This window comes from Mycobacterium sp. (assembly GCF_049585075.1).
Classification (GTDB): Bacteria; Actinomycetota; Actinomycetes; order Mycobacteriales; family Mycobacteriaceae; genus Mycobacterium.
The window spans coordinates 1-15,764 of record NZ_JBAUZA010000074.1 but is presented as its reverse complement, the minus strand read 5'-3'; the positions used below and the strand labels follow the sequence as shown (position 1 = coordinate 15,764).

At 64.6% G+C, this 15,764-nt stretch carries 15 protein-coding genes and 1 pseudogene; 8 read left to right on the top strand and 8 right to left on the bottom strand.

Annotated features, from left to right (window positions below; all coding sequences use genetic code 11):
- Positions 1-95: pseudogene (locus WB785_RS03615) on the top strand (type VII secretion protein EsxI); the annotation flags it as partial.
- Between the two features lie 128 nt (positions 96-223).
- Here WB785_RS03615 and WB785_RS03610 read toward each other — a convergent pair.
- Positions 224-1,249, bottom strand: a complete 1,026-nt coding sequence (locus WB785_RS03610; RefSeq protein ID WP_424077323.1) for a hypothetical protein — start codon at positions 1,247-1,249, stop codon at positions 224-226.
- A gap of 128 nt (positions 1,250-1,377) precedes the next feature.
- Here WB785_RS03610 and WB785_RS03605 point away from each other — a divergent pair, with 128 nt between their 5' ends.
- Entirely contained in the window at positions 1,378-2,388 is a 1,011-nt protein-coding gene (locus WB785_RS03605; protein ID WP_424077322.1) for an Rv2578c family radical SAM protein, read from the top strand.
- A gap of 1 nt (position 2,389) precedes the next feature.
- On the opposite strand, the gene ypfJ is transcribed toward WB785_RS03605, so the two are convergent.
- A complete protein-coding gene (ypfJ, locus tag WB785_RS03600) occupies positions 2,390-3,271 on the bottom strand; it encodes a KPN_02809 family neutral zinc metallopeptidase (RefSeq protein WP_424077321.1) in 882 nt (293 codons plus the stop codon).
- Positions 3,272-3,384: 113 nt separating this feature from the next.
- Complete coding sequence (locus WB785_RS03595) at positions 3,385-4,278, bottom strand: oxidoreductase (RefSeq protein WP_424077320.1); 894 nt, start codon at positions 4,276-4,278, stop codon at positions 3,385-3,387.
- Between the two features lie 92 nt (positions 4,279-4,370).
- Between WB785_RS03595 and aspS the strand changes: the two genes are divergently transcribed.
- Complete coding sequence (gene aspS / locus WB785_RS03590) at positions 4,371-6,146, top strand: aspartate--tRNA ligase (RefSeq protein WP_424077319.1); 1,776 nt, start codon at positions 4,371-4,373, stop codon at positions 6,144-6,146.
- Between the two features lie 26 nt (positions 6,147-6,172).
- Here aspS and WB785_RS03585 read toward each other — a convergent pair whose 3' ends face one another.
- Positions 6,173-7,027: a hypothetical protein gene (locus WB785_RS03585; RefSeq protein WP_424077318.1), complete on the bottom strand. Its 855-nt coding sequence runs from the start codon at positions 7,025-7,027 to the stop codon at positions 6,173-6,175.
- Positions 7,028-7,157: 130 nt separating this feature from the next.
- Between WB785_RS03585 and WB785_RS03580 the strand changes: the two genes are divergently transcribed.
- Positions 7,158-7,595 (top strand): nitroreductase family deazaflavin-dependent oxidoreductase, encoded by a 438-nt coding sequence (locus tag WB785_RS03580; RefSeq protein ID WP_424077317.1) that lies wholly within the window; start codon positions 7,158-7,160, stop codon positions 7,593-7,595.
- A gap of 38 nt (positions 7,596-7,633) precedes the next feature.
- Here WB785_RS03580 and WB785_RS03575 read toward each other — a convergent pair whose 3' ends face one another.
- Entirely contained in the window at positions 7,634-8,077 is a 444-nt protein-coding gene (locus WB785_RS03575) for a transglycosylase family protein (RefSeq protein ID WP_424077316.1), read from the bottom strand.
- 262 nt (positions 8,078-8,339) lie between these two features.
- Complete coding sequence (locus tag WB785_RS03570; protein WP_424077315.1) at positions 8,340-8,729, bottom strand: MmcQ/YjbR family DNA-binding protein; 390 nt, start codon at positions 8,727-8,729, stop codon at positions 8,340-8,342.
- 88 nt (positions 8,730-8,817) lie between these two features.
- Between WB785_RS03570 and WB785_RS03565 the strand changes: the two genes are divergently transcribed.
- Entirely contained in the window at positions 8,818-9,765 is a 948-nt protein-coding gene (locus tag WB785_RS03565) for a transglutaminase family protein (protein WP_424077324.1), read from the top strand.
- Positions 9,758-10,813 (top strand): zinc-binding metallopeptidase family protein, encoded by a 1,056-nt coding sequence (locus tag WB785_RS03560; RefSeq protein WP_424077314.1) that lies wholly within the window; start codon positions 9,758-9,760, stop codon positions 10,811-10,813. The genes WB785_RS03565 and WB785_RS03560 overlap by 8 nt, the downstream gene beginning before the upstream one ends.
- A gap of 12 nt (positions 10,814-10,825) precedes the next feature.
- Here WB785_RS03560 and WB785_RS03555 read toward each other — a convergent pair whose 3' ends face one another.
- Complete coding sequence (locus tag WB785_RS03555) at positions 10,826-13,477, bottom strand: circularly permuted type 2 ATP-grasp protein (protein ID WP_424077313.1); 2,652 nt, start codon at positions 13,475-13,477, stop codon at positions 10,826-10,828.
- A gap of 160 nt (positions 13,478-13,637) precedes the next feature.
- Between WB785_RS03555 and WB785_RS03550 the strand changes: the two genes are divergently transcribed.
- Positions 13,638-14,009: an NINE protein gene (locus WB785_RS03550; RefSeq protein WP_424077312.1), complete on the top strand. Its 372-nt coding sequence runs from the start codon at positions 13,638-13,640 to the stop codon at positions 14,007-14,009.
- A gap of 99 nt (positions 14,010-14,108) precedes the next feature.
- Positions 14,109-14,945, top strand: a complete 837-nt coding sequence (locus tag WB785_RS03545; RefSeq protein WP_424077311.1) for a DUF3097 domain-containing protein — start codon at positions 14,109-14,111, stop codon at positions 14,943-14,945.
- 27 nt (positions 14,946-14,972) lie between these two features.
- Here the strand turns inward: WB785_RS03545 and WB785_RS03540 are convergent.
- Positions 14,973-15,764 (bottom strand): hypothetical protein (locus WB785_RS03540; protein ID WP_424077310.1); only part of this gene is annotated, 792 nt, incomplete at its 5' end.

Below are 15,764 nucleotides of genomic sequence, written 5' to 3'. Positions count from 1 at the left end.
TCTACGAACAAGCCAACGCTCACGGTCAAAAGGTGCAAACCGCGGGCAACAACATGAACTCCACCGACAACGCCGTCGGCGGCAGCTGGGCCTAATTCCCGCGACCACTGTGGCCCGCACACCAAACGGTGTGTGGGCCACAGTATTTTTCCGGCTGTCGACCATTCGCGGAGACTTAGCCGAAGTATGTTGCGCCTGTTGACTATTCGAGAAGCGACGGCAACTACATGCCCACTGCTACGCAAGCGCCAAGGATTGTGGTCGACGCGTAGTTAGCGGCGTTGGCCAAGTGATTATCGGTCGGCGTGTAGGTGGGCAGCGACACAACGAACGCCCGGCGGTACTGGGCGGAAAGGTTGGCGAAATCCTGCCAGATCGCGTTATCGCTTTGCCGACCAATCTGTTCCATTGTGCTGGCAAACGCGTTCATCACCGGGGCAACCGCATAATTGACGGCCTTCTGTTCGCGGTTCCAGTAGATCGCCGGGACGTTAGGATCCAGCTTCTGCCAGTCGGCGGTGTTTTTGCCGAACTGATCTAACGACGACTTCCAGTCGCCGCACACAGGATTAGCAGTAGTCAGAAAAGGCTGTGGGTTAGCGGGATTGCCAACGGGGGCGATATCCGACGGCTGCGAGGAAGGCTGCACCAACGGACCCCGCGCCGCCGCGGAGCCGTCGGCAATGGCAGCGCAGATCGCTCCCAAAGCAGACGACGCGCTATTCGCGGTACCCGCCAGGGTGTTATCGGCCGGCGTGTACTTGGGGATACGTTCGGCATACGCGCGGGCGTATGCAATGAACTGCTGGTACAACTCGCGCATCACGCGATGCGGCGTCAACTTGACCAAGCCGACGGTTTGCGCGGCGGCACCGCGCATCGACTGCGCGGCCGCTATGTACTGCGCACGTTCCTTGGGCGTCCACGCCGAGGCCGGTACTGATCGGTCTCGCTCGTTCCACAGGCCCGTGCCGCTGCTCGCAAGCTCATTGTTGATCGTTGTCCACGCTGTGCAGCTCGGATCCTCGGTGATAACGCTGATCGGCCCGGTGTCTTTGCTGCTGACCACTCCGGCCGCGTCCTGGTTCAAACCCTGATCAGGGTGCGCCCCTTTCGGGGCCCCAGAGCCGCCGCCGCCGAAAAGCAAGACCACCGCGACGACCGTCGCCAGGACAGCCACCACCCCCACCGCGCCCATGGCCCACTTGAGGTTTTTGTTGCTGGTGGGGCCGTCGGATTCAGACGTCACGGTGGTCCAGCTTAAATGACAACCGGCTCACCGCAGGCAAATTGACGAGGACGGGCGCCGACGATTGCGGTCGCGGTGAAGACGGCGGCAGGGCTTGACACACGCTCGAACACGCGTTCGAATAGCGTATGCGATGGGACGGCCAGAGCATCGAGGTCGATGACGGCGCGCTGCCCGGATTGGAGCGCATCGGTTTCGTCCGCAGCGTGCGGACACCGCAGTTCGACGGCATCACGTTTCATGAGGTGTTGTGTAAGTCCGCGCTCAACAAGATTCCCGACGCAGCCGCATTGCCGTTTAACTACACCGTCAACGGATACCGCGGTTGTTCACACGCCTGCCGCTACTGTTTCGCCCGGCCCACCCACGAATACCTGGAGTTGAACTGCGGCAACGACTTCGACAGCCAGATCATCGTGAAGACAAACGTCGCTGATGTACTACACCGAGAGCTGCACCGAAGATCGTGGCGCCGCGAGACCGTCGCGTTGGGCACCAACACCGATCCCTATCAACGCGCCGAGGGGCGCTATGCGTTGATGCCGGGCATCATCGGCGCGCTCGCCGGGTCGGGCACGCCGCTGTCGATCCTGACCAAAGGCACGCTGCTGCGTCGTGACCTGCCGCTGATCGCCGACGCTGCCGGGCAGGTGCCCGTCAGCGTCGCCGTCTCGCTCGCAGTCGGTGATCCGCAGCTGCACAAGCAGGTCGAGCCGGGTACCGCGTCCCCGCAAGCCCGGCTCGCCTTGATCTCCGCGATCCGCGACATCGGCTTGGACTGCCACGTGATGGTGGCGCCGGTGTTACCATTCCTGACCGATTCGGTCGAGCACCTCGACGGTCTGCTGCACCAAATCGCATCAGCGGGAGCCACCGGTGTCACGGTGTTCGGGCTGCACTTGCGCGGATCGACCCGTGGCTGGTTCATGTCCTGGCTGGCGCGCACCCACCCGCAGCTGGTCGGGCGGTATCGCGAGTTGTACCGGCGCGGAGCGTATCTGCCGCCGTCGTACCGAGAGAATCTACGGGCGAAGGCCGCACCGCTGATCGCCAAATACGCGCTGGGCGGCGATCAGCGACGGTTCGACGCCGCTCCGGCGCAACGGGTGCTTGAGGCGATACAGCCGACGCTGTTTTGAGTTAGCCGAGGTTCGGATCACGGAAAGTGTCGCACTGGTTGGGGTCACCGGTTTGGTAGCCGACTGTGAACCAGTGCTGCCGCTGCTCCGACGAGCCGTGCGTCCACGACTCGGGATTGGTGTGGCCGGTTGCGGCCCGCTGAATCCGGTCGTCCCCGACTGACGCCGCTGCCGACAGTGCATCTTGAATATCCTTGTCGCTCAGCGGTTCCAGATACGGAACCCCGGTGCTTTCCTGCTTGACGGTCGAGGCGTAGTGCGCCCATACCCCGGCGTAGCAATCGGCCTGCAATTCGGTGCGGACGCCGTTACCGCCGGCCCCCTGCGCGCCCTGCTGCGCGCGGCCAAGGATCCCCTGCAGGTCCTGCACGTGATGGCCGAACTCGTGGGCAACCACGTACTCCTGCGCCAATTGTCCATTGCTGGAACCGAATCGGTCGTGCAACACATCAAAGAACCCGGTGTCGAAGTAGGCGGTCTTGTCCACCGGGCAGTAGAACGGGCCGACTTCGGTGGTGGCGGGTCCGCAGCCGGTGTTGACCTGGTCGGTGAACAGTCGCACCCGAGGGCGGGTGTAGCCGCGCATCAGCTGCTTCCACACCCCGTCGAATGAGTTGCCGGTCGCCACCACACGGCACTGCACGTATTTGTTGGCGTCGGCTCCGGTCCGGCACTGGTTCAGGTCGAAGCCGGGTGCCACGTCCTGGGTGTTGTTCATCGGCAGCTGGTTCGCCACTTTGCCGGGGTCGACGCCGAGCAGCAGCGCGACTACCAGAAACAGCAGCCCGCCCAGCCCGCCGCCGATCGCCATGATCCGCCCGCCTCCGCCGCCGGATGCCGACGTCGTGCTGGTGTCGATCTGCATACCCTCGTTGAAGGTCATCGCGTTCTCCGTTGCGTGTCTGTCGCGGCTCCTGACCCGGCGAGATCAGCTTCGCACACTGCGATTCAGACGTGCCCGTGGTTGCGAAGTTCTCGGTTATCGGCCAGTTCTAGTTACCCTGGGCCGTCGCTGGCCGCCGCCAATAGCGGCACCAGCACGTCGCTGATCGGCGTCGCGATTCCGTGGCCACGCGCCTTGCGGATGATCACCCCGTTGCGAATGTCCCACTCCTGCGGGCGGCCGGCCTCGCGGTCGGCCAGCATCGAGGTGCCCATGTCGGTGGGCGCCTGGCGGAACATCTCGACCAGCTCGTCGACGACGTCGTCACCGAGCTTGGCGCCCTCGGCCCGGGCGACCGCCGCGCACTCGGCAACGTATCGGCGCGAGATCGCGGTCACATCGTCGCGGTGAAACATTCCCGAGCGTCGCCCGGTCAGCACCATCAGTCCGGCCAACGCGTTCACCAGCAGCTTGCGCCAGGCCGCGGTGGTGAAGTCCGGGTCGCACTCCACCGTGCACCCGGCGCCGTTCAACAAGTCCGCGACCTTGGCCGCGGCGGGCCCGTCGGGCAGCACCACCCGGACGTCGGTGCGTAGCCGTACCCAACCTTGCGGCTGCGTCTCGGCGCCGTACCAGACGATGCCCGGTAACACCGTCGACGACGGGCAGTGTGGCTGCACCTGCTCGACCTGCTCAACACCGTTTTGCAGCACGACGACGGTGGTGTGCTCATCACACAGCCGGGCCAGCCATCGGGCTCCGTCGGCGTTCTGGGTGGCCTTGATCGCCAGCAGGACCACCCCAACCGGGCCGCTGACTTCGCCGGGATCGGTGCACACCGGGCCGGGAACCACGATCGGGCCGGCGCCGTCGGGCCGCAATTCGAGATGCGTGCGCGGCGTCCGCCCGCACACCAGCACTTGGTGACCGGCGGCATAGAGGTATGCCGCGACCGTCGTACCGACCGCACCGGGACCGACGACTGCGACTTCCCCGACGACATCCATGGTGATCCTTGAAATTACCCGCCTCGCGGCGATCGCAAGCGCGGCGTAGCCGGGCGCAGCGGGTCGCCGCTTTGAACCTAGACTGTGCTGTCGTGCTACGCAGTCACGCCTCCGGATCATTGCGCGCCTCCGACGCGGGCCAAAAGATAACGCTGGCCGGATGGGTTGCGCGTCGGCGCGACCACGGCGGCGTGATCTTCATCGACCTGCGCGACGCGACGGGGGTGTCGCAGGTTGTGTTCCGCGCCGAGGACGTGTTGGCCCAAGCCCACCACCTGCGCGCCGAGTTCTGCATCGCCGTCGAGGGTGTCGTCGAGATCCGCCCCGAGGGCAACGCCAACCCCGAGATCGCGACCGGTGAAATCGAAGTCAACGCAACGTCGCTGACGGTGCTGGGGGAGTGCGCGCCGCTGCCGTTTCAGCTTGACGAGCCTGCCGGCGAAGAGACCCGGCTGAAATATCGCTACCTCGACCTGCGCCGCGACGGCCCGGGCGAGGCAATTCGATTGCGTTCCAAGGTAAATGCCGCAGCCCGCGGGGTGTTGGCCGCGCATGACTTCGTCGAGATCGAGACCCCGACGATGACACGCTCGACACCGGAAGGCGCCCGCGACTTCTTGGTACCCGCACGGCTGCAGCCCGGCTCGTTCTACGCGTTGCCGCAAAGCCCGCAGCTGTTCAAGCAGCTGCTGATGGTGGCCGGCATGGAGCGCTACTACCAGATCGCCCGGTGCTATCGCGACGAGGACTTCCGTGCCGACCGTCAGCCGGAATTCACCCAGCTCGACATGGAGATGAGCTTCGTCGACGCCGACGACGTCATCGCGATCTCCGAGCAGGTGATCAAGGCGGTATGGGCGTTGATCGGCTACGACGTACCGCTTCCGTTGCCGCGGATCAGCTATGCGGACGCGATGCGACGGTTCGGCTCCGACAAGCCCGACCTGCGATTCTCACTCGAGCTTGTCGAGTGCACAGACTTCTTCAAAGACACCACATTTCGGGTGTTCCAGGCGCCCTATGTGGGTGCGGTGGTGATGGCTGGCGGCGCATCGCAGCCGCGCCGCACGCTGGACGGCTGGCAGGAGTGGGCTAAACAGCGCGGGCACAAGGGTTTGGCCTACGTGCTCGTCGATGACGACGGCACGCTGGGCGGACCGGTTGCCAAGAATCTGTCCGACGCCGAACGCGCGGGTCTGGCGGACCACGTCGGCGCCAAGCCCGGCGATTGCATCTTCTTCTCGGCGGGGGCCGCCAAGACTTCGCGCGCGTTGTTGGGCGCCGCTCGCGTGGAGATCGCCCACCGGCTCAACCTGATCGACCCGGACGCCTGGGCGTTCACCTGGGTGGTGGACTTTCCGCTGTTCGAGCCGGCCGACGAAGCCACCGCCGCCGGTGATGTCGCAGTGGGCAGCGGCGCGTGGACCGCAATGCATCACGCCTTCACCGCGCCCAAGCCGGAATCGATGGACACCTTCGACACCGACCCGGGCAGCGCGCTGGCCGATGGCTACGACATCGTCTGCAACGGCAACGAGATCGGTGGCGGCTCAATTCGTATCCACCGGCGCGACATTCAACAACGGGTGTTCGCGATGATGGGTATCGGCGCAACCGACGCGCAGGAGAAGTTCGGGTTCTTGCTCGACGCTTTCACTTTCGGTGCGCCGCCGCACGGCGGGATCGCGTTCGGTTGGGATCGGATCGTCGCGCTGTTAGCAGGCACCGATTCCATCCGCGAGGTGATCGCGTTCCCGAAGTCCGGTGGCGGCGTCGACCCGCTGACCGACGCGCCCGCGCCGATTACCGCCCAGCAGCGCAAGGAGTCGGGCATCGACGTCGTCCCCGAGCCTCGAGATCGACGCTAGCGTCGATTTCCGCGTTCATTTCGACGCTAGCGTCGATCTCGGTGATACCCGCGCCGCACTAGCGCACTAAGTACGCGCTCGACCACCTCATGCGGTCGGTCCTCCGCGATCACTCGTATGACGATCCAGCCGCGATCGTGGACAGCGTCATGGCGCCGGATGTCCCTGACGTATTGCCTTCTGTCACTGCGATGTTGGTCGCCGTCGCACTCGGCGGCTACCTTGAACTCCTCCCAGCCCATATCGAGGAAGGCGATCGGCCGGTAGCCGTCGAACAGCGATATCTGCGTGGTGGGGACGGGTAAGCCAGCGTCGATCAGCAGGAGTCGTAGCCAAGTCTCTTTGGGAGACGCGGCGCCACCGTCGACATGCGGCAAGGCGACTCGCAGGCGGCGAAGCCCGCGGGCACCGGAATGCCGTTTGGCCAGCAGCAGTACATCCTCCGCCGAAAACGGGGTCGCGTGCATGAGCGCGTCGAGTCGTGCAATCGCGTGCGCCCGGGGCAGAAGTCGGCCCAGATCGTAGGCCGTTCGCGCCGGGGTAGTAACCGGCAACCTTCCGACGTGGGTGATCTCATCGTCAGCCAAGGTTTCGTTTCGTACCAGAAGGCCGGACTGGCGCCGGGCGCTAGGCGCTATTAGCTCGATGGGAACATCGGCGTCTACCCAATTCGCCCCATGCAACGCCGACGCGGCGATACCGGCGACGATCGCCTGCCGCCGGGACCATAACCATGCCCCGGCGGTCCGGTCGCGCAGCGAAGGCTCGTGCAGCTTGGGTACATACACGCCACGGAAGATGGCGCGATGCCGGTGGCGGAGGTCGGATTTGGTCAGGCTGCCGTGAGCCACGGCCTCGCTGCCGATAAAGACGTCGCTCATGGCCGCATGATGGTCGTCGACACCGACATCTGCCGCGAGATCGACGCCAGAGCCGAATCTGGCACTCTTTTCGACGCCGGCGTCGATCTCACGCCGGAATAGACGGGCGGCTGGGGCAGGTTGACGGGGCATGACCCAACAGATCCCGGACGCCGAAACGATCAAAGCGTTCAACAAGACCATCAGCGACGAGTTCCGGGCCAACGACGGTAAGGTCGGCGGCCAATTCCAGGGCGCTGACCTGTTGCTGTTGACCACGACGGGGGCGAAGTCCGGTCAGCCGCGACTGTCGCCGCTGGCCTATTTCCGTATCGACGGCAAGCTGATCATCATCGGGTCTTTTGCCGGTGCGGACGTCAACCCGGCGTGGGTGCATAATCTGCGCGCCAACCCGTCGGCTCACGTCGAGATAGGCAGCGAATCCTCGGACGTGACCGCCCGCGAATTACCTCCTGCCGAACGCGACGAGCTTTTCCCCAAGATCACCGCAGCGGCACCAGGTTTCGCCGAGTATCAGGCGAAGACGACCCGGGTGATCCCGGTTTTCGAGCTGCAGCCGGTGCGTTAGCTCGGTCGATCACGGCCCGATCACACCGGCCTAATCCGCTAGTGCGGGACCGATAGCGACCACAGTTTGTGAAGCGTGCTGCGTATCGGATGCCCGGACCGCAAGATGTTGATGACTTCAATCGGGAAGAGGTCCTGATCGCCGCCGCACTTGGGCCAAGCCCCGGGTCCCTGGGTGACCAGCACCCGGTTGGCCACCGCGATCTGCTGATCGCGGGAGGCATTCGCCGGGTTGCCGATGCCGCCGTTCTCGTCCCAGGTGGACTGCTTGAATTGCAGGCCGCCGTAAAACCCGTTGCCGGTGTCGGCCCTCCAGTTACCGCCCGACTCGCACTGCGCGACGGCGTCCCAGTCCATGGCTTCGGCGTATGCCACCCCGGTGGTGGGGTCAATGAAGAGCGATATCCCCAGTACGACTATCGCAGATAGCACCAGCGATTTGCACACCGATTGAGTACTCAGTTTCCCCCGTAATTGACTCATTTAACACGTGTAACAAACTGGCGTGAAAATTGTCAACGGGTGGGACTTTAGCAATTTAATGAGATCTTTGATGTGTGGGCGTTTTAAGTTGCCAGAGTTAATAAGAGTTATTTCTGTGCTATTTGGTGCAATTGTTGCTAATGACTTCTAGAGTTATCAGAGTTATCTAGTCGTGATTGAGTTACCTAGAGTGTCTAAAGTTACTAGTGTTGTTAGAGTTACTGTTGATACTGCTGGGACGAAAGCCTGTGGGGATGGGCTGTCAGGTGACCTCGCCGAGATACTCCTGCACTAGCCGTTTCGGGGCCTGGGTCAGCCACGCCTCGATGATCACCTCGCGCAACCCCAGCTCATCGATCTCGGCGAGTTTGACCAGCACCGCCGGATAGCCGTCGAAATGCGGGGTGGTGAAATAGACGTCCGGCTCGTCGGCGATCAACGCGAACTTGACGCCCTCATCGGCGACCCGCACGCTGACGATGTCGCCTTCGGGCGGCTCAATCCCCAACGCGGTCAATGCTTCCCGATCGGACTTACGCAGCGGCCGCTCCCAGGCGATCAGCTTCTTGCCGACCCGCCATTCGCGCGGTGACTGCTCCTCGGTGAGCGGGAGCTCGCCGACGATGCTGGCGACGTCCTCCCACGTGGCCATGACTCATTGTGCTCCCGGGAAGCAGGCCATGCTGGGAGATCGTGGCGCAGCGCTGTTCGGTCGTCGCTGCCCCCGCGGGCTGGCTAGTGTGGCAGCTGTGGCGCACCCACCGGGCCCGGGGGCCCGCTACCGGATCACCCACCGCACCGACTATCGCTATTCCGGCCTGGTGACCAGCTCCTACGGGCGGGGGTTTCTGACCCCGCGTGACCTGGCCCGGCAGCGTTGCCTGTTCCACGAGCTACGAATCTCACCACCACCGGCCGACAGCTCAACCAGCCGCGACACCTACGGCAATATCAGCTCGTACTTCCATGTCACCGAGCCGCACCAGATCCTGAGCGTCACCAGCGAGTCGATCGTCGAGGTGTATCCGCCGCCACCTGAGCGTTGGGGCAGCGGGCCGGCGCAGGCGCCGTGGGAGCGGGCCCGCCCGGTCGGGGCGCGGGGCGCTTTGGCCACCGAGTTCGCCCTGGACCTGGATCCGCCCGAGATCACCGATGGGGTACGCGACTATGCCGCGCCCAGTTTCAGCCCCGGACGACCGCTGATCGAGGTACTGCGGGATCTCACGTCGCGGATCCACACCGACTTCACCTACCGGAAAGGGTCGACGACGATTTCCACCGGTGTCAGTCAGGTTCTGGCGGCCCGCGAAGGGGTATGTCAAGACTTCGCTCGGCTGGCAATCGCCTGCCTGCGCGCCAACGGGTTGGCGGCCGGCTACGTTTCCGGATACCTGGCCACCGATCCACCGCCGGGAAAGGACCGCATGATCGGTGTCGACGCAACTCATGCCTGGGCGACGGTGTGGACACCGCAACCACCCGGGCAGTTCGAATGGCTAGGGCTGGACCCCACCAACGACCAGATGGTCGACGAGCGTTACGTCGTCGTCGGCCGCGGCCGTGACTACGCTGACGTCCCGCCACTGCGCGGGATCATCTATACCGACTCCGTGAACAGCGCGATCGACGTCGCCGTCGACGTTGTGCGGTATGAAGGCCCTCTCAAAGGTGAAGAGCTGTATGCGTGACTTCCACTGTCCAAACTGCGGGCAGCGTCTGACATTCGAGAACTCGGCGTGCCTGGCGTGCGGCAGCTCCCTGGGCTTCTCACTCGAGGAGATGGCCTTGCTCGTGATTACCACTGGTGACGATGCCGACCACGCGGGTTTCGTCAGCGCAAGTGATTACGAATTGTGTGTCAATCGCCATCTCGCCGAGTGCAATTGGCTGGTACCAATCAATTCTCCCGGCGGCTTTTGCACGTCTTGTGCGCTGACCATTGAACGGCCCAACGACGCCGACACCGGCGGTCTCGCCGAGTTCGCCCGGGCCGAGGCGGCCAAACGCAGACTGGTCGCCGAACTGCACGAGCTGAAGCTGCCGATCGTCGGACGTCATCAGGATCCCAATTACGGATTGGCTTTCCGGCTGCTGTCCAGTGCGCACGAAAGAGTGCTGACTGGACACGAAAATGGCGTTATCACAATCGATTTGGCCGAAGGCGACGACCTGCACCGAGAGCAGTTGCGCGTCGAGATGGACGAGCCGTATCGCACCTTGCTGGGCCATTTCCGCCACGAGATCGGGCATTACTACTACTACCGGCTGATCGCCCCGTCCAGCGAGTACGTCGCGCGGTTCAACCAGCTATTCGGCGACCCGGACGCCGACTACCAGGAGGCGCTGGACCGCCATTACAGCGAAGGGCCGCCCCACGGGTGGCACAAGCACTATGTGTCGTCGTATGCGACGATGCACGCCGCCGAGGACTGGGCCGAGACGTTCGCGCACTACCTGCACATCCGGGACACTTTGGACACCTCGGCCTGGTCGGGTTTCGCGCCGGCGACGGCGACCTTCGACCGGCCGGTGTTGGGGCCCAGCGCATTTCACACCATCATCGACATGTGGCTGCCGTTATCCTGGTCGCTGAACATGGTCAACAGGTCGATGGGCCACGACGACCTGTATCCGTTCGTACTGCCGGTCGCGGTACTGGAGAAGATGAAATTCATCCATACCGTTGTCGATCAGGTGACCTCGGTGTCGGGCAAGTCCGACCCGGTCAGCGCCTGATCCCGTTGGGGGTCACGGCATCACCCGACGCTCGTCGGGCCCCCACAACGGCTGTATATCGCCCGGCAGCGCCAGCTGCGTTGCCGCGATCACATCGGCCAATTCGCGCAGCGCGGTATGCACGGCGGTCAGCAGGTTGGCCAACTTGTCGCGGGTTTCGTGTGCGGACACCACTTCCAGTTCGGCGGGATCGGATCGGCGTAGCAGGGTGCTTATCTCGGTGACCATCCGCTCGGGCCGCGAGGACCCCGACGAGCCGGGCAGGTCGCCGAGGTCGGCCAGAAGCCGTTCCAGCTGATACACCAACGACCGCGGGTTCGTCGCGTCGAACAGCATCAATTCGGCCAAGGCCGCGACGCTGACCTTGCCGACCGTTCGGCGCCGGTAGATCACCGCCGATTCGCAGGCGACCAGAGTTGACTCGATGATGGCCCGCTCAGCGGCCGCGGCGCGGACCCTCGTCAGAGTGGCCCCGAGCAAAGCGGTCAGTCCCAGGCCACGCTCGATTCGTTTACCGATGTCCATCATCGTCCAGCCGACATCCTGGACCATCGACTCGCCGGCCACTCCGGCCAACGTCAGCATCCCGACCAAGGTCTGGGTCTGGGCCGAGGCGAGCACCGCGTCGGCCTCGGCAAGAGAATCCGGCGGCTCAGCCTGATGTGCCAGCTCGCGCTCGACGCCGGCCAGCACCACCCAAGTGTCGTTGGACAATTGGTCACGCACCGCCCTGGCGGCATGTGCCAGCCGATCCACCGAGTGCACCAGTGATCCCGGCCGGTCGCGGTCCATGGTCAGCGACCACAGTGTCGAGGGAGCGATAGCGATCGTCTCGGCCTGGTCGCCCGACCCGATCGCGATCCCGGTGATCCGGTCCAGCGCGGCCATCAGCACTGGCACGCACTCGCTTTCCTCGGTGTGCTGCCGGTACCGGAATTCGTAGAACCGCTGGCGGGCGACGATGAGCAGCCGGGCCATGTTCTCAGCGCGTTCGCCGTAGCGCCCCATCCAGAACAGGTCGGACAACACCCGCGGAGAGCTGACCACAAGGGTGCCCGCGCCAGTCTTAACCGGCGGTTCGGGCGCCGGCAGGGTTACCGCCTCGGCTAGCGCACGCTCGGTTGGGCGAACCCAGACATCTTTGGCCGCAACCGTTTTCAACATGTACGCGGCCGGCCCTGCAGCCAGCACGTAGCCCAGCCCCCCGATCATCGGCGCGTAGCCGCCACGCTGAGCGACCGTGAACAACCGCATACCCACCCCGGCCGAGGAGAATTCACCCGCGTAAGCGGCTGGCGCTGAAGAGAATTGCGGCAGCTCTTGGCCGACCCACTGCCACGGCATGGCCGAGATCCGGGCAGCCAATTCGGCCAGCTGGGCAGATGAAAGTGTCGGCCCGACAAAAGTCCGTCCGCCGACCGTAGGCCTGATCAAGAGTGACGGCAGGCGTGCAAGTAGGTGCGAGCATTCACTGTCGATGCCGCCCCAATAGCTGGGTGCGGTGGCCAGCAATGGTGCCTCACCGAGCAACTGCTCGGCCAGATCCGGCAGGAACCGCAGCAGCCCAGCGCTTTCCAGGATGCCGCTGCCCAGGGTGTTGACCACGGTCACCGTTCCGCGGTGTTGGGCCTCGACCAAACCGACGACGCCCAGCCTTGAATCAGCGCGCAGATCCAGTGGGTCCGCGTACACCGCGTCGACCCGGCGGAATATCACGTCGACGCGTTTGAGCGTGCCCAACGAGCGCATCCACACCTTGCCGTCACGTACCACGAGATCCGCACTCTCCACCAACGGGAAGCCCAACAGCGTCGCGAGATACGCCTGATCGAAAGCAGTTTCGGAGTAGATACCCGGGCTGAGCACAACCACCACCGGGTCTTGGACTCCGTCGGGTGCGGCGTCGATCAGGGCCAACCGCAACGCCTGCGCGAATGGTGTGGTCGGCCGCGGCGCGACATTTTCATAGAGGTCGGGCATGGCGTGCGCGACAACCCGTCGGTCAGCCAGCGCGTAGCCGGCTCCCGACGGCGCCTGGGTCCAGTCGGCGTTGACCTGGAAACTGCCGTCGGGCAGCCGGCTGACATCGCAGGCGTGCATGAACAGTTGGTGGTTGCCCGGCACCTCGATCCCGGTGGCGGCGCGCACGTAACCGGGGTGGCCGAACAGCAATTCGGGTGGCAGCACACCCTCGGTGAGCGAGCGACGAGATCCGTACAAGTCGTCGAGCACGGCGTTGAGCACCCGCGACCGCTGGACCAGCCCGGCCTCGAGCACTTCCCAATCTGCTGCGGAAACCAACAGCGGCAGTGCGTCCAGTCGCCATGGCCGAGGCTCGGCGTCCCGGCCGCCGGCGACCGGCCCGGTGGCGGGATCGATTCGGGTGTAGGTGATGTCGTCGTTGTCCACCAGTTGGCAGACCGCGGAGCGCAGCCGATTCAGCCCGGCCCGGCCGCGCTCACCGACGGCGTCCGCAAGCTCGGCCCAGGCCGGCCGCACATTTCCGGCCTCGTCGACGAATTCGTCGTATCCGATGATCGTGGCGGGGGTGCGTAGATCGAACAGGGCTTGCTGGGCCCGCGCGATGCGATACCCGGTTAACAGCCGGTCGACGTCGGACCGATGGTGCAAAGCTGCCGACGGCCCGGTGGAGTGCAGAGTCATTTCAAACTGATGCCATTACCTTCATAACCGCTGATCCCACCACAGCAGTCACTAGGCCGCAGTGCGGGGCAAAGCGCTACCAAATCTGGGCTTCGGTGCCATGATTGCATTTCCCATGGGGTCCTATCCCGACCCACCTTTGCCCGAGAGCGAGAAAAACATGACGTCTCCACAATCGGCGCCCGGCTGGTACCCGGACCCAAGCGGCGGGCCCGGGCAGCAGTATTGGGATGGCCAGCAATGGCAAGCGGCCCCTCCCGCCCCCGCGCCCTATGCCGGCCCGGGCTACGGCGTGGACCAGTACGGGCGGCCGCTATCGGACAAGAGCAAGTTGGTAGCCGGACTCCTGCAAATTTTCCTCGGGGGATTCGGCGTTGGCCGTTTCTATCTCGGCTACAACAATATCGGCGTCCTCCAAATTGTGGCTACCGTCCTGACCTGCGGAGTCGGCGCGCTTTGGGGATTGGTCGACGGAATCATCATTGTCGCCGGCAACGTGCCCGACGCGCAGGGGCGCACGCTACGAGACTGACCGTTGCTGGTTGCCAGCGGCTGATCGCAAGTAGCCGAGTGGATTTCGCCCGAGTGGCGTAACCGGGTTTTGCGCGTCCGAGTTCCTAGGATCGCTCGGGTGGATGATCGTTACGGCTCCGACGTGCTCGCCCGCGACCCGCACGGCTCGGGCAAAGTCCGGTCGGTCGAAGTGCCGATAGAACTTGGCATGGTCGTTGAGGATGCGCAATCCGGCTATGTCGGCGCAGTAGTGAGCGTCGAGTACGGACGGATGGAACTCGAGGACCGGCACGGTCGCACCAAGCCGTTCCCGATTGGTCCGGGCTACCTCGTCGACGGCAAACCGGTGATCCTGACCGCGCCCCGACGCCCGGCACCCAGTGCGGCCGACCGCACGGCTTCGGGTTCAGTGGCGGTGACGGGAACCCGCGCACGGGCGGCCAGGGCGGGGCGCGTCTATGTGGAAGGTCGCCACGATGCCGAGCTCGTCGAGCAGGTATGGGGCGATGATCTGCGGATCGAGGGGGTGGTGGTCGAGTACCTCGGCGGTATCGACGATCTCGTCGGCGTTGTCGAGCAATTCCGGCCGAGCCCAAGCCGACGGCTCGGGGTACTCGTCGACCACCTGGTGCCCGGTTCGAAGGAGGCGCGGCTGACCGAAGCGGTACGCCGGGGCCCGGGCGGCGCCCACACGTTGGTGGTGGGGCATCCGTTTGTCGATATTTGGCAAGCCGTCAAGCCCGAGCGGTTGGGTCTGGCGCAGTGGCCGGTGATACCGCGTGGAATCGACTGGAAACACGGGGTATGTCAGGCGCTGGGCTGGCCGCACGCCCACCAGGCTGATATCGCCGCGGCTTGGCGCCGCATCCGCGGCCGGGTCCGCGATTGGACCGATCTCGACGCAGCGCTCATCGGCAGGGTGGAGGAGCTGATCGACTTCGTCACCCAGCCGTGAGGGCGCAGGGGGTCGCCGCCAATGAACTCAGGGGGTCAATGGCGCGATCGGTCCACCGGCGAGCCGACGGTAGGTATAGACCTGGATCAGCAACGCCACTGGGGCGGCCACGATGAGGCCGACGCCGCAGGCGAAAGCGCCGACCAGCAGCACCAAAGCCTGGACCACAAAAGACAGCAGCGTGCTACCGATATTGGACTGGACAGTGGCGAAACTGGCCTTGAGTGCATCGATCGGTGGTAGGGCGCGATCTGTGGCGAAGGCAATCGTGAACAGTGCGAAGAACGCGAAGATGACGATTGCTATGAACGACAACAGCGCGAAGATGAAGCTGGGCAGCAGCGACAGCGCATTCAAAGCCGCGTTGATCACGCTGAGCAGTGCGCCGGCCAGGACTACGTTGCCTAGGTTGCGCGGCTTGAAGAACGAGCCGATGCTCACCGGCCGGCCGTCGGCGATGTCGAGCGCACCGGACAGGAACGCAGCCTGCACGAATATGCCGAACACGAACAACAGGATCGACAGCACGAGGGTGCCGACGGCACCCAGACCCGCCGGATATCCGGCGTAACCGCTCTCGACGTCAGCGGTGTTGACGCTGGCGCCGCCCAACAGCACAAAGACCAGCCCGTATACGACGGCGCCGATCACGCCGTACACCAACGTCGCAACGATCAGCGGCACGGCATCTTTAGAGAACTTGTTCCACGCCCACTTGAACGCCTCACCGATGTCGAACGCTTGCCCGGGCGGCGGCGGATAACCGGGTGACGGCGGGTAGCCAGGCTGCGGCGGCCCGTACCCGGACGGCGGCGGCCC